A 20,729-nucleotide genomic window follows, 5' to 3' on the forward strand; every position below is an offset into this window, starting at 1 on the left:
GACTAGGAACGACCGACATCCGCTCTGGCATCGTCCCGGCGACATTCGCCGCTGTGACGTGCTATCGACGGGCGGGCTACGGCCGATTCGCCACCCTCAATCGCCGTCGCTGTGGACGTCGAAGTGTTGAGCGAGTCGTTCGAGCGTGAACTCCTGTCGGAGCTTGCAAGCGCTGTTCTGATTCGCGAACAGCCCCTTTTGCCAGTAGGCGTCCTTCTGTGGGACTGTACGGATCCACTCGACCGGGACCACCCACTCGGCGTCATCGTGCGCCGCGGTGTTTCGATGCGTATACGACCCGGTAAGGGACTGCGTCGCGAGTGGCACGAGCGCACCATCAACCGGGACTCGTGCGTCGTTGAAGTGGACCGCTGGTCCGGTAACTGTGCCGACACCGACGTAGCCGGTCTGCGGGATATTGACCCATACCCGCGCACCTTCCGGCAGAGCACGAATCGTCTGCGTGTAGAACTTCCCTCCGCCGGCGGAGATGAAGCCTAGCCTGCGGGCGTCGTCCCACGACCGGTCGCCACCGAACGACACGTACCAATCGAGACCGTTCCACGTCGCACGCTTCGACGTCGACTTCGCGCTGCTGCTCGCGGATCGCTCGTCGGATGCCGCGAGCCACGACCGCGCGAGATAGCGTCGATCGTCGTCCTCAATGTAAGTGAAGAACACAGCGTTGATCGGCACCCCGAAGCCACGCAGGTAAGTGACGATCCGCTCCGAACTCGCGTCCAGCGCGGAGGAAACCACGGTCAGCTGCAGCTCGCCATTGAGCTCGTCTGGCGGCGCGACTCCGAACACCTCCTCGAACGCCGCCTCGAACGGCTGGCCGAGGTACTTTTCAGCGATGTCGATGACGTCGTCGCGGGAAAGAGTCGACACCCAAGAGCCGTAGTCGAGCACCTGAGCGACGACCTCCCGTGGTGTGCGATCGCGCTTGAGTTCCAGGACGTGCAGGTTCCCGTCGGCGTCGATTGCCAACAGGTCCAGACGCTTGCCGTAGGGCGTGATGACCTCACTACCGATAACGAGCAGCGCCGTACCAAGCAGCGACGGGTCCTGCCGCAGAAACTGATGAAGTTCGTTCTCCGTAGGAAGCGCTGCCGGTGTGAGTGGCTTCGGATTCTGGCCGTCGATCCGCCACATTCTCATTTCAACCGGCATCAGTCAGAGCCTCCTCGAAATCAGGCGCGTTCGACGAGCTTCTGGAGCTGAGCGTCGTACACGTAGTCCGTGATCTCGCCCGACATGATCATCGCCACGGCCTGGTTGATGGCGTCGCGTGGCACGACGAACCACTCCGTCGGGTCGTAGTCCCGGCCCTTCTTGTCGACTTGCGTCAGGTCGAGGCGCACGTCGGCGAAGACTCGGTGGAGTAGGTGCTCCAGCCAGGACGCCTTGACGTTGTAAAGCCGGTAGTCCGCCACGACCTTAACCGGGGCCATGAGGTACGTCGGCGACTTCTCCGCGTTCTTGATGCGCTGCTCAACGCTCGTCGTCGAGAACCCGATCTTGTGCAGGTCCTTCATGTTCGCGATCAGAGGGTCTGCGCTCAGAGACTGCAGGACGTAAATGTGGCCGCTCTCCACGTCCGCATCGAGGACCTCGCTCGGGTCGTGTCCCGTGCGCGCCAAGACCTGGCCCTGCGCCTCGTACATGCGCGTCATCAGGCTCTGCTTGTACATAGCCGACTCGGTGCCATTCTCGAACACGACCTTCAGGCGCTGCTTCTGCTTCGGCTTGCCGCCGACGACCAGGTCCACGTCCTCGCCGACTTCGGCCACGAAGCACATGACGCCGCTCAGCACGAAGAACACGCCCTCGCGGACAAGATCCAGACCTGTGAAAGGCATCAGCCTGTAGCTGCCCTCGGCCAGCTCTGCATGCTTGGCCTTGAACAGCGGCTCGTACAAGTCGAAGTCCTCCGACTTCACCCGCTGGGCGACCGAGTCCGGCGATTCGGGACGCTTGAGCACCGGCAGGTCCGAGACGTCGAGGATCCCGCTGTCGTCGCCCAGGAGGTCGTCCAGGTCGTCACCCTCGAGCAGCTCGTCGATCGATGTTGGCGCTTCGGGTGCCTCGAGCAGCCCGAACTCGTCCAGGTGTTTGACCGCAGCGGCTCTCTCGTCGTTAGCCCGGAACCCGTCCAGTCGCGCGCCGAGCTTGCGCTCCGCGATCTCCCGGGTCGACGAGCTCGGCACACGGTCATGCGCCTTGTAGAACTCGACAATCTCCAGGAACGCCCGCTCGAGACGATCCGAAGACGTGACCTTCTGGGGCTTCTCCGGCGTGATCAGCAGGTCGTCGTCGAGGATGTCATCCAGGCTCAGCGCGGCCCCAGGTTCGATGAGCTCGCTCTCGTTCATTCGTCCGTCACCATCTGCGTCGCGCGCTTCTCGGCCTCGCGCTGCTGCTTGAGCTTCTGCAGGAACAGCAGAGCCTCCGCCATCCGCTTCTCCTGAGGGTCCTCCGCGCGCACGTCCGGTCGCTTGCCGCCGTGGACCTGCACCCAGGTCTTGATCTTCGGGTAGAGCGCCAGAGCCTCTTCCTCGCTGAACTCGACCCGAGTGGCCGCGATTTGATCCCGGATGATCCTCAGCACCGAGGGCGTGACCGACTTAGACATGACCTCGAAGGCGCGCTGGAAGGGGTTCACCGAATCGATGAGGTTGATGCTGAGCTCGTCGATGTTGACGAACTTCTCGGCCATCTTGATGAAACGCTGGTCGCCGACCGGGCGCACCTCGCCGTTCTTGATCACTGAGTCCACGATGACCTGCTGGCGAACCTCCTCGACCTGCGCCTCGGTGAGGTCCGGGTATTTCTCGCGGATGATCTTCGGGATCAGCACCTTGTTCGCCGTCTCGGCGTCGATCGAGCCCGCGGCCGCTCTGGCGAAGGTGTCGTCCTGCAGGATCGTGGCCTTCAGGTCGTTCAGGTCAGTCTCGACGATCTGCTTCACGCGCTCGGTCGTGGGCTCCTTGAAGCCCTTGATCTTGAGCTCGCCGGGGGCCTTCGCGTCATCGCCGTCGAACTTCTTGGTCTTGAAGGTGAAGTTCTGCGCCAGTACCTGCTCCATCAGCAGCGACGCTGTGATCGCCTTGAGCATGTTGTTCACGGACACCTTGACCTCGCCCTGCGAGGCGTCCGGCTCGGCGATGAGGTTCGTGAACTGCGCGTGGGCCTTGCCCGGACTGTCGCGCGTCACGCGCCCGATGATCTGGATGACCTCAGTCAGGGATGCCCGGTAGCCGACGGTCAGGGCGTGTTCGGCGAAGGGCCAGTCAAAGCCTTCCTTCGCCATGCCGAGGGCGATGATGACGTCCACGGCGTCGCCGTCCTTTGAGGCCGTGTGCGCGAGGTAGTGCAGCGTGTCGCCGCGCTTCTTCTGGTCTGTGTCGTCGACCAGGTCCGCTACCCGCAGAATCTCTCCTGTGTCCGCGCGACGCAGGCTGATGATTCCCGTATCGTCGTCCTCGTCCACGACCTCGCCGATGACATCGAGGATGAAGCCGACCTCCTCGAGCTTGTCCTTCGTGGACTCGCCGGAGTTGACGTTCGGGATGTGCACGATTGTCTTCTTGTCGAGGTCGAGGACCTCGCCGATCGCGTCGGTGTACCGACCCTGGTAGAAGTGGTGGCCAATGCCCAGCGAGCGCAGGTGCTCGTAGCCGTTGAGCTGATCGTAGTAGTTGAACGTGACCGGCGTGAACTTGGCCTCGTCCTCGGGTGAGAGCACCGGCACCGAGTCGCCGCGGAAGTACGAGCCCGTCATCGCGACGATGTGCACGTCCGAACCGTTCATCACGTCGCGCAACAGCGCGCCCAGGCGCGAGGACTCCGTGTCGGCCGAGACATGATGGAACTCGTCGATGGCGAGCACCGTCCCGTTGAACGATTCCGGCGCGAGCTTCTCGAACGCGAAGCGCAACGTCGCGTGCGTGCACACGAGCGTCGCGTCGGGCCCCTCAAGGAACTCGATGAACGCGTCGACCTTGCCGGCAGAAGAACCCGCGTCACAAAGGTTGTGCTCGTCCTTGATCTCCCAGTCTGCCCAGAAGCCGAACTTCGAGAGGTTCGTCGAGGCGAAGGACGCACCGATCGAGCGCTCTGGCACCGCGACAATGACCTTCTTGCGACCCTGGTTGAAGAGCTTGTCCAGCGCAACGAACATCAGCGCGCGGGACTTGCCCGAGGCCGGCGGGGCTTTCACCAGCAGGTGCTGGGCGTCGCGCTGGGCGAAGACGCGCTGCTGCATCTCCCGCATGCCGAGCTTGTCTGTGTTCACTGACGCCTTGGTCTGGGCGTAGGTGACGTTAACAATGTTGACGGGCTTTTTGATCGCGTTCACTTCGCGGTCCTCCGGGATGTCTTGGCCAGGGCCTTCATGGCCTCCTCGGCGGTTATGCGTTCGTACATCACGAACAGGTCGGACAAGCGCTGCTCGTCCGTCTCGTAGCCACGCTTCGAATAAATGGAGTCGACGAGTGCGTCCACTTCCGCGTGTGCCTCGCGCAGGTCGTCAGGCATCTTGTCCGGGTCGTAGAGCTCGGCAAGCGTCTGCTCGCAGTGGTACTCGCGGACATCCAGCACCCGCAGCGCTGCGACCGTCAACCTCTCCTTGACAACGTCTGAGAGCGGGGGCACGGGAAAGTTGTTGTAGACGATGGTGTTCGAGTAGCGGTAATCGGTCTTCATCTTGCCTCCAACCGCCCGTGTCCACGCCATGTGCATTGCCGAGGTCAGCATCGCGAACACCCACGTCTCGGCGTTGTAGACGGCATACGCGAGGTTTGAGACCACGGTGTCGGGGCCGAGATAACCGATTGGGACATAGGCCCGTCGCTCGGATGAGACGCTTGGGACGATGATCGAGTCCGTCGCTCTATAGCTGATCTGAACGAACCGGTGCGGCTGAGCAGCGTACGCTGCCGTGCTGGCAGCCTTGCTCTTAGCGCGGTCTGTGGCCACGAACTCCAGCCGGGATTCGATCGATGGTATCGATCGAGCGTCTGCCACGGAGTTGCCGGGGATCCAGAGGCAGTACCTCTCGCCGTCGTTGATCGCCTCAGACGAGCCCATATACCGCTTGATGAACTGCGCGCTTCGCGGATCAGCCTCGAGCATTTTTCGGCGCTCGTCCGGTGACAGGATGAGGCCGCCGCCGTCGCGAGGCATTGATCCGAACACCATGTCAGGGAGTGCTGCGCCCAGCGGGACCTTACGGCGCTCGATCACAACGTTCGCGCCGTCGGCGAGGTAGCCGTTGATGTTCGTCGCTGCGATTTGCAGGCCTTCGGTGTAGATGTACTTCTGCCCAGATCGAGCAGTACGGAGCCCGATGACAGCGACGGTAACGCCGGCGTTGCGCTTGGCGTTGTTCTCCCACTTGAACGACGTGTAGGCGAAGCCGATCTCTATGCCCTTTGCAAAGATCATCGGGAACATGAGGCCAACATGCTCGCCCTGCGACACCGAGTTCGTCGTGACGAACGCGAGCTCAGCCCGGGTGCCCTCGATATAGTCCGAACCCTTGATGAACCAAAGCGCGATGTAATCGAGGTTCTTCGAGAAAGGGCGTCGCCCGAAGACAAAGTCGTAGTCTGCCTTCTGATCCTTCGTCTGAGTCTTCGCCCCCGCATACGGCGGGTTGCTGATCAGATAAATCTCGCCGCCGTCGTTTGGGCAAACCTCATCCCAGTCGACACGCGTTGCGTTGCCCTGCTTTACCTGACCGGTCTCCTTTAGCGGGATCAGCGGGATCGAGACGCCGAACTTGTCCTTGAACTCGGCGTTCATCTGGTGCTTCGCGATCCACAGCGACAGGATCGCGACTTCGACTGCGAAGTCGTCGATCTCGATGCCGTAGAAGCTCTCGATGTTGATCTTCGACTCTGCGAAGAGCACGGTGTGCTTGCTATCCAGTTCAGCCAGCCGTTCGAGGATCGCGTGCTCGAGCCTGCGCAGCTCCTTGTAAGCGATGACCAGGAAGTTGCCCGACCCACACGCCGGGTCGAAGACCTTGATCGCGCTGATGCGCTCGAGCAGAGCCTCGAGCTTCTTGACCGAGTCGAAGTTCTCGTCGAGCTCGTCCTTCAGAGCATTCAGGAACAACGGCTCGATCGTCTTCAGGATGTTTGGAACCGAGGTGTAATGCTGGCCCAGGTCGCTGCGCTTGCCCGGCGTGACGATCGCCTGGAACATCGATCCAAAAATGTCGGGGTTGATCTCGCGCCAGATGAGCTTGCCGGCGTCGATGAGCTCCTGGCGCGCCTTCTTCGTGAACCGCGGCACGACGTGGTCCGGCGACATCGCGAAGAGCCTGCCGTTAACGTAGGGAAATGCCGCGAGGCGCTTCGGCTTGTCGGACGTGCTGGCAGTGTCGAGTGCCGTGAAAAGTTCGGTCAGAAACTCAGAGGTGTCCGAGCCGTCCGCGAGCGTGTGCGAGCCGACCGCGTTCGTGAATTGGTTCTCCCCGAAGATCCCGGTGTCCTCGGCGAAGAAGCAGAACAGTAGGCGCGTGAAGAAGAGGTTCAGCGCATGGCGACCGTGCGGCTGCTCCAGCAAGCCAGGGTTTGCGTGCAGCAGCTCATCGAAGAGCTTGCCCATGCGCTCGGCAGCCTTGACGTCCGCGTGCGCCTCGGCGACGTACTGCGCCTTCTCCATGCCTGCCCAGGGCAGGAAGAAGGTGAAGTGCTGGTCGATCTCGCGGATCGGGAAGCCGATGGTCTCGTTCGTCTGGGTGTCGGTCGCGACCAGCTCTGCGTAGTCGGTGACGATCACGAAGCGCGCGCTGAAACGCACAACATCGGGCGAAGTCTTCAGCTCCTCGAGCGCTTCGAGCGGATCACCGGCCGTCTGCTTGAAGTAGACGACCTTCTTCTGCGCGACCTCGGTGGACTTCTCTGCGGCGACATTCAGGTCCCCGTTGCGCAGGCGCGTAATGCTGCTCTGAGGCTTCCCATAGGCGAGCAGCAAGTCGAAGATGAACTCGCGATCGTACGTGTCACGACCTGCGAGCGGCGCTACGCGCTCTTCGACGGCCTTGAGGTTCAGCCTTGCCATGAAGACGTCCTGTTCTCGCGCGCGCTGTTTCAGGGAGAACGCAGCGGGTTAACGCGCACTCTGACTTCAGGCTTCGAGGTCGGAATGTCGCGCAGTCTCAAATCCTATCTATGAGCTCGGATGCCACCGGGAGCGAGGTCGCCAGCTCCTCGATCGGGGGCCAAGGCTGAAGTCGGACAGGCTTGTCACGGCCGCCAAGTGAGATTGCGATCGAGTCCAAGGTCTCACTATCACCGCAGATGAGGACGCTATCGCACGATCGGTTCCTGGCCTGGCGCGATTGCTTGACGTCGCTCAGCATTAGGCGCGAGAATGGCGCTCTCGATTCGCGCGGCGAGCCGCCCATCATCGACGGGCAGTCGATCCGCTGGCACACTTGCGAGGACCTCACAAATCGCTATCTGCAACGCCAGAGCATCAGTATCGATGCGAGGCCTGTTCCGCTTCGCGCGGGCGCGGTTCTCCAGCTCGGCGTCCGCTGACAGCCGAGCACGGTTCTTCCGCACATGCACGGCTACCGCCTTTACAACGCGGTCGTACCGCTGCTTCTGATCGGCCCTCCGCACAGCCACCTTCGCAGTCTGGACCGCCGCCGCAACATCCCGGCTCGTGAGCAAGTCGACCCCTCGGCGTCCGTCGAGCACGACGTCGACCGCCCTCGCCCACACCACGTCCTCGACCTGAACGGGCGGCAGTCCCATCCGGTCGCGGGTCGCGACGTAGGCGTCGGCGAACTCGCGCATCCGCACGTGGTGATTGAGCATGTGCTTTGTCAGGGACTCGCCGAAGAGCGTCGCCTGCCGCACGTGCTCGGGGAGTGTGGCATCGCCGAAGAACTCGACGGCGGCTCGCTCGTTGGCGCGGCGTTCGGCAGCGGACGCCGGGTGCAGACGCTTCGGCGGAAGGCCTGCCCGTGCGAGCGCGCGTTTGAGGCGACGGGCAGCAGCGTTCGCCTCGAGCTCAGCCGTGTAGATCTCCGGGTTTGCGCGGCGCGCGCGCTGCAGCTCGGCGCGTTGCTCTTTGTGGTCCGCCGCCCACGCCTGCTTACCCGCCGTGGTGCTCAATGGGTCGGCGTCGCGGCGGGCCGTCGCCCGGGCGTTCACCTCGTCGCGGTGTGAGCGGTAGTAGCGGTTGTAGTACTCGCGCACCTTGCCGCGGTTCGCCTCGACCCAACCGCGTTGGTAGTCCCGAACGCGATCAGGATGCTCCTGCCGCCAGACGCGCACGCGTGTGCGCGCCTTGGCTCGAGTCTCAGCATCGCGACGCTTTCGGGCAGCGGCGCGGCGCATCGAGTCACGGTTGAGCTCACGGGCGCGCTCGAGATGCTCTTCGCGCCACCGGCGGTTCGACTCGCGGATGCGATCGCGGTTCGCCTCGACCCATTTGCGGCGCTGCGCGGCGTGCTTCTCCGGATGCTCGAGTCGGTAGCGCCGATCCCGCTCGCGCTTTCGCGCGCGAGCATCCTCATCTCGCTTGGCAGTGCGGGACGCCGACCCCGGCTGGGGCGCAGCATCCTTGTCGGCCGGGCCACGCATGATCACTACTCGCTCGGTGGCGGCGCCAGTTCGACGACGAGCGCGAGCAACTCGGACCGGTACGCGGTCGGGTCGGCGATCGCTCGCGCGACCGCCTGACCCAGCCGCTCGACATCGGCAGCGGGCAGTCCCACGACGGGCTGCAGGCAGTACTCGACGTCATCCTGGATGCGGTACTCGCCGTTCTCAACCGTGACCTCGGGGAAGTAGAACAGCGCCGCCAGCGCGGTGCGTCCGAGCAGGTCGTCGAACTGCTCCTGCGAGATCGTCATGGCGGGCCTCCCCTGTCGGCGTGCTCGAATGCGACCAGCCTGCCGTGAACGAGAGGTGCGCCGGCAACGCCGTGCCGTGCGACCGTTCTTCAGCTTCGGAGCGCCGCCTCCGCAGCCCGGGCCGGCTCCTGCTCTGCCTCGCGTTCGAGCATCGCGAGAACACGGCGAGTGCGTGACTCTTGTGCGCGCACTCGCAGTAGCCGCACGAGGGTCGCGGGGCCGGCCACGAGGAACTTGAATGCGTTCCAGACACACAGCAGCGCGAGCACGCTGAACCAGCCGCCGTAATCCGTCATTTCAGCAAAGGCGACGGCGGCGATCAGGTATGGGATCGCGAGCAGCATCGCCGGCACCCCCCACTTCAAGCCCCGCCGCGTGTGGATGACGTCGAGCAAGACGCTGGTCGGCATGAAGCGGCGAAGGAACATTCCAGTGCGGACGCTCATGGTCCAAACGAGTGCGAACATGCGGCTGCTCTCCGATCGGTCAGCAGCGAGAACCTGGAGAGACGGCCTGTCAGTCGTCGTGCCATCGCATCGAACGATGGCGAACACATTGAATGCTGCCTAACCCGCACTTTAGACCCGAAGACCGACCCCCGAAAGACCCGCGTTGACGATCGGCACATGACCGCGGGTCGGGTCATTCTCACGATCCGCGATCCGGCGGGCGGCCTCGAGGGCGGCGCGGGCCCGAGTGGCATCCGCTTTCTGGGCATCGGATGTCGGTTGCCCGATGCCGAGCGGACGGCCGCCGACGATCCCATAGCGGTCGCGATACGCGGCGACAGTGGCCGCGTGGCGGCGCCACGCCTCCCCGACGGAGCCGATGGGCGGCGCCCCGAGCGCGCGCAACCACGACTCCCCCGATGCAATCGCCTGCTCAGCCAACGCCGCGGCTCGCGACTCGATGAGGTCGGCACGCTCGCGCAGCGCGCGCCTCGATGCGGCATCCATCTCTCCGCCGGCGATCGGCAACAGCCCTGCGACGAGACGTGGCGTGTGCCCGCTACGTCCGGCTGCGGCATCCTGCATCATCGCTCGCGCAACCCGCGCACGCAGTACTGCGGCGATGTCTGCAGCATCCTCGAAACCGCGCTGGCCGACCACGCGAGCCAGCAAGCGCTCAGCATCCACCAGATGTGCCTCGGCCCGACGGAGCTCAGCCCCGAGCGGCCCGAACCCCTCCGAGCCGACCACTGCACCCGCCTGCTCGCCAGTGAGCCCGCTGCCTCGCACGAGCGCAACCCAGCGCTCCTGCTGTGCGGCGGCAGCGATGGTCTCGTACTCTGCGGCGAGCTGCGCGATCGATCCCCAGGTCTCCTGCTCAGCGGTGACCATCTCGTGCGCCGAAAGTTCCGCACCGACATGGTGAAGCACGCCGACGAGCACCGACTGGGCACTCGCGTCGACATCATCACGGGGCCGGATGCCTCTATGTGCGACATCTGGGCGGTCGAGGGCGACGTACGCGGTGTTCGCTTCGCGGCCGCGGGTCATCGCGACGTAGAGGTTCTCGCGGGTCATGCCGCGGGCGACGACGACGTGCGCGGTATCGGTCGTCAGACCCTGAGCGCGATGGGCGGTCACCGCGTACCCGAGTTCGACGTGCTCGGCAACGTACCCGGCAGGCAAGAGTGTGCTGCTCCCCCACCGGCGCCCCTGGCGCCGCGCCTCGAGCGCACCGTTCCGGTGCGTGGCGAGGACCGTCCATCGGTCGCCGTTGCGCACCCATGCCCGACCGGTCCGAAGACGCCGGTCATTGTGGCGGGTGATGATCATGTCTCCGACCGCGGCGCGGGTGCCGTCATGCAGGCTGACCTCGTGCAGGGCATCCACCCGCCCGTCGAGAATCGAGTCCGTGCGCGCCCGCTCATTCAGGGCTGCAACGGCCCCGTTCGAATCGCTGATCAGCACGCTCACCCGGCCCGCACGGGCGTCGGCCCGCCACGCGAGGTACGCGGCATCCGCCATCTCCTCGGTGTCGCCATCCCGCACGCGGTCGTGCGCGAGATAGCGATCGATGGATGCCTCGTCGCCACGGCGCAGGCCGAGGGATGCCGCTTTCTCCCAGTCGTGCACGAATCGGTGCACATCGACGAGTTCAGGTGCATCGCGCCGGTCGTGCACCAGCATCGCGAACGCGCCGCCCGCATCCACGGATTGCAGTTGGGCGTAGTCGCCGACGAGCAGCACCTTCGCACCTGCCGCCGCGGCGAGCGCGCTCACCCGGTCGAGAGCGAGCGTTCCGGCCAAGGATGCTTCATCGACGATCACCAACTGGCCTGCGCGGAACGCGGCGCCATGGGCGATGTGGTTCTGCCACCACTTCGCGAGGTTCTCGGTTGCTATGGCGAGGTCTTCGGCGAGGACGTGTGCGGCTGCGGACGACGGGGCGAGGCCGATGACGGAGCCGCGGCCGTGCTCGGCCTCCCAGGCGCGCCGGAGCGCGCCCATGACCGTGCTCTTGCCAGCGCCGGCCGGGCCGACGAGCACGTCGACGATTCGGCCCGACCCGACGATCGCCTGCAACGCGGCCGACTGATCATCACCGAGGGAACCGCCGCCCGGCAGGCGTCGGCGGGCGTCCTCGTGCAACGTGGTGATAGCGATCGTCGGCCCCGAGAAAACCGTCGCCCGCTCGCGAAGCCGCGCCTCTGCGGCGATCAGTGCCTCGGAGCTGTAGACGATGGAGTGCTTCGGGCGGAAGACTGACGTGCCATCATCGCGCTGGAAGACGGCCGGGCTGGACGCGAGCTCGGGCGGGGTGATGCGCAATGACGCACGCTCGGCCGCGTCGACGGCGAGTCCGATGATGGCCTCACGATCGGACGCCGTTGCGAACCGGTATTGCATGGTCTGACGTGCGGCCTCGGCGGCGAGATTCCAGTGCCGCCACGTTGCACGCTTCTCGCTCACTGCCTGCAACACTTGTGTGCCGAGGGTTGGAATGACGTCGAGCGGCATGTCTTCCGCCCGCAACACCGGCGGCGAAACATCCGCGGATGCAATGCGCGCCCATTCGGTTGCATCCTGCCCGAGCACCCGCGTTGCACGCTCCCGCCATCGTTGCGTGAGCTCGGCGAGTGAGCGCACGTGTTTCTCGGGACGCGTCGACAGCGTCGCCTGCGCGCGCAGCTTCATGATCGTCGCCCGACTCGGGCGGTGGCCGCGCGCATCCACGTACGCCGCGATGAGGCGATCGGTCACGGCGTCGATGTGGCGCGAGCGTGTCGAGAACTCCGCGACCAGCGTCTCGGGCACCGCGGCGATCGCCCAGGCCGGATTGCGGTCGCGGCCGCGCTCGCGCTGCTCCCAATCGACGCCGAGCGCACGCGTGAGCGCATCCATGAAGAGCGCCTCGTGCATCTCTGACAGCGCCACGACCGCGCCGTGCAACGGGCGGCCGTCGAGGGATCGCCATTTGCCGTCGAGCACCGTCTGCACCTTGTTGCTCACTACGACATGCGTGTGCAGGTGCGGATCGCCCGCGCGACTGTCGAAGTGATCGAACGCAGTCGCGATCAAACCAGCGACCTCGACCTGTGCGACCGCGCCATCGCCAGCCGCGACTCCGGTGCGGGTGGCGGCAACCTCACGTTCCATGAACGCGACCACCTGCGCGACCGCGTCGTGGTGTGCGGTCACGATGATCTCCTGCGTCGCGGCATCTGCCACGCCCCAGAGCACGCTCGCCGACTTCGGCACCGAGAAGGTGAAGTCGAACCCGGCCACGGCGCGCTTGGCGCCCTCGTACTGCGGGAACGAGCGGCCGAGCGGATCACCGGTGACCGGATCCCGGCCAAGCCCGATTTGCAGTTGAAGCTGTTCCTCGGTGACTTCATCGCCAGGGGCGAGCTGCCCGTCGCCGAGTCCGCGGACACCGCTGCCCAACCAGCGTCCAGGCGGCGTGCCCTTCGCCTCGTAGTACCGCGTGAGAGGCGTCGCGAGTGAGCGTTCACCGTCGTCGGCCGCGACTGTGCGGAGCAGGTACCGGAATCCGTCCCCGGCACTCATGACCCGCATCGACACCGTCACCGCGTCCTACCTCCGTCGTCGCGGAGAAGGTGCGCCCTCGATCTGCAAGAGGCGTGGCGATCTCTGATGACAAGATTCGAGCGGTCGGAGGACCCCGAACAGCCGACTGCGACCACCGAGATGTCCGGTACACCAAACTCAATCGGTGATGATACAAGTCTCGCGCGATGTGGGGTTGTCGAGTGGCCGCCTAGAACCGGTCGACACCGGGGGTCGACCCGCTGTCAGTCACCGTCAATAGGATGTTCGGCATGGAGCAATCTTGGGGCAAGGCGCCCGCGCCGAGCGTCATCATGGACCTTTCCCCGATTGCGAGGCTCGACGGCAATGCCCGGTGGGAGTTGGTCGATGCGACCGTCGAAGCGTGGCGAATCCAGGTTGACCCCGCCGCTCGGTTCTACGGCGTCGCAGACAACAGCCTCTACTACAAGCTCGATCCGAAGGGTCGGCAGAAATTGGGCGAGTGGAAACGCAGCCGCAGGGCGCGGTCAGTTTCTTGGGCGGACCCTGAGCTGCTCGAACTCGCGACGCAGTTCAGTGATGCATCGGTCGTAACGACCGATCTTTTCCGTGACCATCGACGCACGTTCCCGTGGCTCCAGGGTACGACCCGAATATGGAAGCCGGTCTTTGTCGCCGGCACCATTCGCTTCGAGCAGCTTGACTACAGCCCGATCCCGGCGGAGGAAGTCTCGTGGCGCATCGAAGAGGCCAACCTCACCCCAAAGGGCTTCGGCGGCAAGGAAGTCCGCGATGCTCTTAGGTACGAGTGGGCGTGCACAAATACTGCGTGTCTTTGGTCCCGGAAGGCCGTGATCGAGGAAGACCCAGCGTTCAAGGACGGCGATGTCGTCTGCCCGTCTTGCTCCGCTCCTGCACGGCGACTGGCGGTCCGTGCGGGAACGAAGGAGATCGTCTTCTTCCTCGAAGACGACGAGATCGACAGGATCCCGCTCGCCGAGCGAGCAGAACTGGTCATCGGACGTAGTCGTGACCTCGGCAGGTATGACGTGCGCGAGGTGCTTGACGGAGCGGCTGCCGCGCGCATCAGCCGCGACCACCTCAAAGTGGTCAACAGAAACGGCCGCGTGTTTGCTGAAGAACTCGGTTCCAAGAATGGAACCGAGTTTGTCGCTGCGGAAGGGCGAGTCGTACGCCTGCAGACCGGAATTCAACAAGCCCTCGCCACTGGCGAGCGGATCGCACTCGCGGGCGGCATACTGAACCTTCGCCTCTCCGGCAAGCACCGGCCCCGAGGTACGTACGAACCCGACTTGACGACTCCACCCTTTCTCCGAAACGAAAGTCACTAACCATGTCGATGTTCACTGACATTGAGCCCGTCGCGGCGCGAGCCATTCCCGTCATCCTCTTGCTCGACACAAGCGGAAGCATGCGAGCCGACGACAAGATCGACGTGCTCAACGATAGTGTTGCCGAGATGATCAGGGAGCTCGCGACGGTTGATGCGGGCCACGGGTCGATCAAGCTTACGCTGATCACTTTCGGCGGGGACGCCGCGCAAGTCCTTCAAAAAAACGTTCCTGCAGGCGAGATCAAGTTCACACCACTCGTGGCCGCGGGCAGGACACCCATGGGGCAGGCGCTCACCCTCGCGCGCCAACTCGTCGAGGATCGGGAGGAGGTCCCCGCGCGCGCGTATCGCCCGACGATCGCTCTCGTCTCCGATGGCCTGCCCGTGCCAGGCCTGACCGACGAACTTGACGCGCTAATCAGTAGCGAGCGCGGTTCGAAGGCGTCCAGATTCGCGTTGGCGATCGGTGCCGATGCAGACCGCGATGTGCTCGCCAAGTTCGCATCCGGCGGCGACGTCAAAGAAGCAAGCGAATCGGCCGAAATCCGGAACTTCCTTCAATGGGTGACTAACACGGTCACCCAGGTGACCTTGTCCATCTTCGAGGCCGATGTGAACCCTCAGTCCCTGTCTGACGAATCGATCCAGCGGCTCCAACAAGACGATGCCTTCTGATATTCGCACCGGCAGCCTCGTTCGCGACGACACGGGTATCGAGTACGTACTAGGCGACGTCATTGGCAAACCCGGCGCCCAGGGCATCGTCTACCGCGTGGAAGGCCAACCCGGCTTCGCAATCAAGCTACTCAAGCGCGAGTCAGACCTGGCTCGGATAGAAGCGGTCAGGCGCCTGCCCCTTGACGGGCTCCGCCTATCCCAACCGCTGTCGCTGATTCGCGACGGCGGGACCGGCTATCTGATGCCGCTTGCCGGTGACATGAAGCCTCTCGCGGACCCCTACCTGCCGCGCGAATTCGGGCCACGAGAGACGAGTGGCGTTGACTGGTATAGGGACACCGGTGGACTCAGGCGCCGTCTCGCGATAGCCGCGAATGTCGCGCAGTGCCTCGCATCCCTCCATGAACGCGGCCTCGCCTACGTGGATCTGAACCCCAACAACGTCATGGTCTCGGATGATGTGTACCGCGACGATACGTGGCTTATCGACACCGACAACCTAACGTCCCGAGCCAACCCCAAGTGGGACATCGTGGGGTTCCCGGGCTATGCGGTCCCCGAACGCGTCACGCGCAAAGCTCCGCCGTCCACCCTGGCGGACGCCTATACGCTGGCCATCGTTGCGTTTCGAATGCTGGTGCTGCGTCACCCGCTCGAAGGCGCCGCCGCTGACGCCCTTGACGGCGACGAGGCCGCAGACGCGATCAACACCGGGCTACTGGCATATGTCGGCGACCTTGTCGACGACTCGAATCGTCTTCCCGCAAGGAGCATGTCGTCGAAGCTATTTGAACTGGCGCTCAGCCGGCGAATTCATGGACTGCTTCGTGAGACCTTTGCCGACGGCAGGCTGGACCCGCTCAAGCGCCCTGGCGCAGGCCGATGGCGAGACGCGCTCTGGCTCGCTCACGACAACGTGGTGGACTGCGCGGCGCGTTGTGGCTGGAGCTACTTCCGCCTAGTCCGTAGCTGCCCCGCATGCGGGGCAGCTACGCAACCCGTCGTGCTGGCGACCGTGTTCCCGGCGTGGGGCGAAACGGAGTGGGCAGACGTCGACCCGCAGGCGCGCGACTCCCTCACGCTCTCATCTGATCGGCCGACAGAACTCGGAGAAAGACACCTCTGGGGCGCGTACCGATCGACCGACCCGCAGGTCACTTTCAGACCCGTGAGCAAGGGGTTCGAACTCAGCGCTAGTGAGGGGCTACACGTCACCGATGGCGCCGGGAAGAAGGTAGCGCGGATTCCCTACCCCGAGACCAGAAAGGAATACCGCGTCAGGATCGAGGCGAGCGGCCGTCCGACGCGCACGATCCGCATCACCGCTGTCGAGTCTCGATGAAGCTCGCACAGCTGGCGTACTCCGACGAGAGGGCCTTCACCCTCGTTCCATTGGCGACCACCACGCTCACCGTGGGATCCCTTGTCAGTCTGGATGTGACAGCGGCCGGAGTGGCTATTCGCCGGGACGCGGAGGTCCTGCTGTGCGAACCTCCCGGCTTCCAAGATGCCGACTGGCTTGCAGATGTCACCGCGAGAGGCGCATATCTCGCAGAGTTGTTGGCCGTCGATGACCCAACGAATCGGAACCGCGGTGAAGTCAAGCTTCGTGTCCTTCGGTACGACGGCGTCGAACGATGGGCAGAGTCCCGTGGCGTCGGCGTCGACGATGGCACCGTCGCGGATGTCAACCGGTACCGCAGGCGCAACGACCCCTCAGATGCGGTGCTGGCATGGTTGAGGTCGCAGCTGCTTCTGGACTCGCCGGATCCTGTCATCGTGGTTGCTGCGAGCAGCGGTCAGCTCAACGGCGCTGGCTTCCGCGTCGTCGGATCAGGCGTCGTTGCCGACATCGCCCTCGACGGTGACAAGCTCCTCATCAGGAGAGTGACCCAGAAGCCTCGGAATCGCGAACAGAAATTCGTCCTGGTCAGAGGAGACCTCGAAATCCGGGATCACACCCGCGTCGGACTCGTGACCGAAGAAGACCGCGAAGAACTACGACGGCTGTCATCTGCAGAGAACGCGTTCCTAGCAATCTGGAACGAGTACAGCCAGCTCGAAGAGAAAGCGGCGCGGGAGGCCGCACAAGACATCGGGTGGGCAGCGTACGACCGATACCGCATCCTAGGAGATGGGTCAATCGAGTTTGACCTTGTGCGGAGCACTCAAGCCGAAACGCTGCTCGATCGGGTCGGCGGCGGCACCTTCGGCCTCGAGGCTTCCCTTTCACGGAGCTTCCTTGACGATCGCCGGAAGCCCGACCGTCGGTTCGGGGAACGCGCCCGATCCGCCGACAGCGGCTTCGTGATCGGCGAAGCGCGCGCGACCGAACGCGGCACCCTCGTGCTCATGCCAGACCGAGAAGTCAAGGGTGGTGATATCCCCGACAAGGGGGAACTCTACGGCGTCTACACGACCGACTCGATTCGAATCGGCCGACGAGATGCGGCCCAACAACGAGTCTCCCTTGCACGAACCGCGCCGACACGCCAGCTGTCGCTGATACTCGCGGGTCGGCGCCCTGACCCAGCCGGGCGGTTGCAGCACCATGCCCCGCTGTCCGCACGTGTTCGCCATCTGCTGGGGGGAGAGCCAACTCCGGCACAGGTCGAAGCCATCGACCTCGCGATCAACTCTCAGGATCTGGTGCTCATCCAGGGACCGCCAGGAACTGGAAAGACTCGCGTCATTGCTGCCATCCAGGCGCGGCTCGCCGAACTTGGCAATGGCCAGCTAGCGAGCAATAAGCGAGTGCTGTTCGCGAGCTACCAACACGACGCAGTCGAAAACCTCATTCAGGCGGCGGACGACGGGGCTCTGCCGGCAGTGAAGATTGGCTCTCGACACCGCGGCGCAGAGGACGACGCATACCTCCAAGCATGGGTTTCGGACCTCCAACAGCGGCTGGAAGCCCGGTACGAAGGCGAAAAGCCGAGTGAACTCCTTCATCAGCTTCGCAAACTCCGCGAGAGGGCCACGGCCTACAAGGCCCAACCGTTCGACGTTCCGGGAACAGTCGACCTACTCATGTGGCTATCCGCGACGGCAAAACTGATTGATGGTGCTGTCGCGGGGAAGGCGAGGCGACTCGCAAAGCGAATCGAACAAGAACTCGGAGGCGGCGGATCCACGAGGGCGCACAAGCAAGTCGAGACCCTCGCCCGGCGCCTTCGCTCGACGCCCGATAGCTTCGCCGACGATGGTCGTGAACGCGCGCGCGACGCCGCACTCTACACGCCTATCCGAGAGTTGCTGGATGACCGCCAACGCACAATGCTCGACGACGCGGCGACCGCAACCGACGTGCACGCGGCGTCGACGAACATGGAGATCATCCGGCGAATCTTGCTCGACAAGGTCCGGAACGCGCGTGCGGCGTCCAGCATCATCGCCGTTCGTCCCGAAGTCCATGACCTGCTTCAACGTGCAATCGACGCGGTCGAGGCCGAGGTGCGAGCCTCGACAAGCGATATCGACCTCGCAGTCGAGGACTACCGAGATGCTGTTGCTCACCAACCAGGGGCGATCCGCAAGTCACTGCAGTCGCACTCCCGAGCGCTCGCGGCAACGTGCCAGCAGTCCGCGTCGGGCGCCATGCGCGACGCACACCTGGGGCTGTTTGACACGGTCATTCTGGACGAAGCTGCCCGGGCGAACCCGCTCGACTTGATGATCCCGATGAGCCTCGCGCAAAGCCGCATCATCCTTGTCGGCGACCATCGTCAGCTGCCGCAGCTTCTCGATGACGAGCTCCTACCCCTGCTTTCCCAGCGACACGACAGCGACGTCGTGGAGCTGACCTTGCGGCAGTCAATGTTCGAGCGGCTCTTCACCACCCTTCAAGAACTCGCGAGGGCGGATGGGCACAAGCGAGTTATCACACTCGATCGGCAGTTCCGCATGCACCCCACCCTCGGTAGGTTCATCAGCGAACAGTTTTATTCGCCATTCGGGGAGCACTTGGAGAACGGCATCAATGATCCCGGCCGCTTCCGGCATGGCCTTGCGCAGTACGGTAGTTCAGCTTGCGGGTGGATCGATGTACCGGCCTCGGCTGGAGCGGAGCAACGCGTCGGGACGAGCATCGCCCGCCCTGCGGAGGCCAGGGTGATCGTCACGGAACTCGTGGCCGCGCTAAGGCAGTCTGACGAGTTGACATTTGGGGTCATCACGTTCTACTCCGGGCAGGTTGACGAGATCTGGCAGCGAATGCACGAGGCGGGTCTGGCGGTTCGCAATCGGCAGGGCTTGTGGGTCACTAACCCTGCCGCGCCATTCCTCTACACCGCGCGTGGCTTCCCCCGCGTACGTATTGGCACGGTCGATGCCTTCCAAGGCCGGGAGTTCGACATTGTGTATCTGTCGACGACACGGTCAAGCCCGGCTGGGGCTCGTAGATCCGATCCGTTCGGCTTCCTCGTGCTGCCCAATCGCGTGAACGTCGCGATGAGTCGCCAGAGGAAACTCCTCATCGCAGTCGGTGACGCGGCGCTTGTGACCTCAAGTGTGGGTCGAGCCGCGGTCCCGCCTCTGGCCGCCTTCCACGAGTTGACAGGGGGCTCCGATGGATTCCGGCGATAGCCGCGACCTGCCGGCCTACCTGCTGGGACGTTGGCCGTTGCAACGGCGACATGCGCTTCTCACGCCCGCGGTCAGATGGCGCGTGTTCATCGAGGACCAGCAGCAGATCGACAACGACGTCATCCTGAACACGGTGCTTCGCATTCGCCAGGCGGGCGAAAGGGATGCGGCGCGCATCGCGGATCTGCTTCAGTTGCCTGAAGATCTGATCCTGTACCTGCTCGCTACGGCCGACCAACAACGGCTGGGTGCGGCAAACTCCGGTCAGGCGGTCGTCGCTTTGCGTTCGACAGTTGGCTGGGTCTACCGCGACGCCGTGACGGGCGAGCTGTGGCCCGAACCCGGGGAACAGGTCGAGCCCCTCGATATCCGGTTCACGGGCCGGTTCAGAGCCAGGTTTGAGATGGGGACGGCAGGCCGACGAACCTCGATTGACTCGCTGCTGCTCGACTCGCGGGAGTCAGGACAGTTGATGCCGTCCGCGACCGAGCTCGCGCGTTTCAGCCGATCCAGCGATGCACACAAGAGGACTGCCGTGATCAGTTCGGGAGAGCATTGCCTTGTTGTCAGCCCGGTCAGTCGGGACAAAAGCGGGCTTGCGGTGCTCACAACCCAGGATGCGCCACAGTTGAGCTTGGGAAGACTGCTCAACAGTGCCCGCGAGCAGTTCGAGTCAGTCGCCAGCTGGGCGAACGAAGTCCCGTTCGGAGCGGAGGAAGGCAAGAAGTCCTCGCTCGAAGTCGCACTTGACGAACTTGCCGCTCTGCTTGGAAGGCTTGGCATCGGTGACTTCCGAACCCTGGCTTCCGCGCACGTCGTCAGCGTGATCGAGCTAACGCTCGGTCGATGGGTGGATGACTACCGCTACCGGACCGGTCTCGATGGAACGGCCGGCCGGCTGTCAGAAGATGTGGCGCAGCTGGTTGCCACGATCTATGGCTTGTCGCAGGACGAGGTTCGTCGCTGGGCATCGTCGCCCCGGTCTGACTGCCGGCGAAAGGTAGTTGAGCTCTTGGTCGCACGCGGCCGGTCGGCCGACCCGTTGATCCGAGAAGTTGCGTCGGCAACCGCCCGATACGATTCCTTGGCGAGCAACGATGCTTCCGCGAGAGATCTAGAAAAGCTCGCACACGCGGTGCTCGACCTGGGGAGAATCCTGACAAGCGAGGAATGGAGCGCAGATGGCCAATCGACGGGGTAGGGGAAACCCGCCACCCCAGCGCGCGGCACATCG

At 64.2% G+C, this 20,729-nt stretch carries 13 protein-coding genes; 5 read left to right on the plus strand and 8 right to left on the minus strand.

The genetic code is table 11. The features are described 5' to 3' along the window. Nucleotides 1-96: 96 nt before the first annotated feature. The 8 genes from GH736_RS00055 to mobF all read right to left on the minus strand — a co-directional run bounded on the left by GH736_RS00055 (nucleotide 97) and on the right by mobF (nucleotide 12,906). The gene (locus GH736_RS00055; RefSeq protein WP_159599037.1) at nucleotides 97-1,173 is read right to left on the minus strand and encodes a PDDEXK family nuclease; all 1,077 of its coding nucleotides are present in this window, start codon (nucleotides 1,171-1,173) and stop codon (nucleotides 97-99) included. Between the two features lie 20 nt (nucleotides 1,174-1,193). Then, complete coding sequence (locus tag GH736_RS00060; RefSeq protein WP_159599039.1) at nucleotides 1,194-2,375, minus strand: GIY-YIG nuclease family protein; 1,182 nt, start codon at nucleotides 2,373-2,375, stop codon at nucleotides 1,194-1,196. Next, a complete protein-coding gene (locus tag GH736_RS00065) occupies nucleotides 2,372-4,360 on the minus strand; it encodes a DEAD/DEAH box helicase (protein ID WP_159599041.1) in 1,989 nt (662 codons plus the stop codon). The genes GH736_RS00060 and GH736_RS00065 overlap by 4 nt, the downstream gene beginning before the upstream one ends. Continuing rightward, nucleotides 4,357-7,074 (minus strand): DNA methyltransferase, encoded by a 2,718-nt coding sequence (locus GH736_RS00070; protein ID WP_159599043.1) that lies wholly within the window; start codon nucleotides 7,072-7,074, stop codon nucleotides 4,357-4,359. The genes GH736_RS00065 and GH736_RS00070 overlap by 4 nt, the downstream gene beginning before the upstream one ends. Before the next feature lie 248 nt (nucleotides 7,075-7,322). Then, nucleotides 7,323-8,615 carry a hypothetical protein gene (locus GH736_RS00075; protein WP_159599045.1) on the minus strand — a complete coding sequence of 431 codons (1,293 nt, stop codon included), beginning with the start codon at nucleotides 8,613-8,615 and terminating at the stop codon, nucleotides 7,323-7,325. Next, nucleotides 8,615-8,881 carry a hypothetical protein gene (locus GH736_RS00080; protein ID WP_159599047.1) on the minus strand — a complete coding sequence of 89 codons (267 nt, stop codon included), beginning with the start codon at nucleotides 8,879-8,881 and terminating at the stop codon, nucleotides 8,615-8,617. Before GH736_RS00080 ends, GH736_RS00075 begins: the two co-directional genes overlap by 1 nt. Nucleotides 8,882-8,970: 89 nt before the next feature. Beyond that, nucleotides 8,971-9,348: a sulfate permease gene (locus GH736_RS00085; RefSeq protein ID WP_235933770.1), complete on the minus strand. Its 378-nt coding sequence runs from the start codon at nucleotides 9,346-9,348 to the stop codon at nucleotides 8,971-8,973. 111 nt (nucleotides 9,349-9,459) lie between these two features. Further along, nucleotides 9,460-12,906: a MobF family relaxase gene (mobF, locus tag GH736_RS00090; RefSeq protein ID WP_159599091.1), complete on the minus strand. Its 3,447-nt coding sequence runs from the start codon at nucleotides 12,904-12,906 to the stop codon at nucleotides 9,460-9,462. A gap of 254 nt (nucleotides 12,907-13,160) precedes the next feature. Between mobF and GH736_RS00095 the strand changes: the two genes are divergently transcribed. From GH736_RS00095 to GH736_RS00115, 5 genes are read left to right on the plus strand one after another with little or no spacing between them, the layout of a single operon-like run. Next, nucleotides 13,161-14,231 carry an FHA domain-containing protein gene (locus GH736_RS00095; RefSeq protein ID WP_159599049.1) on the plus strand — a complete coding sequence of 357 codons (1,071 nt, stop codon included), beginning with the start codon at nucleotides 13,161-13,163 and terminating at the stop codon, nucleotides 14,229-14,231. 2 nt (nucleotides 14,232-14,233) lie between these two features. After that, nucleotides 14,234-14,908, plus strand: coding sequence for a vWA domain-containing protein (locus GH736_RS00100; protein ID WP_159599051.1), 675 nt, complete (start codon nucleotides 14,234-14,236; stop codon nucleotides 14,906-14,908). Further along, nucleotides 14,898-16,253 carry a protein kinase domain-containing protein gene (locus GH736_RS00105; protein WP_159599053.1) on the plus strand — a complete coding sequence of 452 codons (1,356 nt, stop codon included), beginning with the start codon at nucleotides 14,898-14,900 and terminating at the stop codon, nucleotides 16,251-16,253. The genes GH736_RS00100 and GH736_RS00105 overlap by 11 nt, the downstream gene beginning before the upstream one ends. Further along, the gene (locus GH736_RS00110; protein ID WP_159599055.1) at nucleotides 16,250-19,495 is read left to right on the plus strand and encodes a DEAD/DEAH box helicase; all 3,246 of its coding nucleotides are present in this window, start codon (nucleotides 16,250-16,252) and stop codon (nucleotides 19,493-19,495) included. Before GH736_RS00105 ends, GH736_RS00110 begins: the two co-directional genes overlap by 4 nt. After that, nucleotides 19,479-20,696 carry a hypothetical protein gene (locus tag GH736_RS00115; protein ID WP_159599057.1) on the plus strand — a complete coding sequence of 406 codons (1,218 nt, stop codon included), beginning with the start codon at nucleotides 19,479-19,481 and terminating at the stop codon, nucleotides 20,694-20,696. The genes GH736_RS00110 and GH736_RS00115 overlap by 17 nt, the downstream gene beginning before the upstream one ends. Nucleotides 20,697-20,729: the final 33 nt, after the last annotated feature.

The organism is Agromyces humi (assembly GCF_009720255.1).
GTDB classification, from domain to species: domain Bacteria; phylum Actinomycetota; class Actinomycetes; order Actinomycetales; family Microbacteriaceae; genus Agromyces; species Agromyces humi.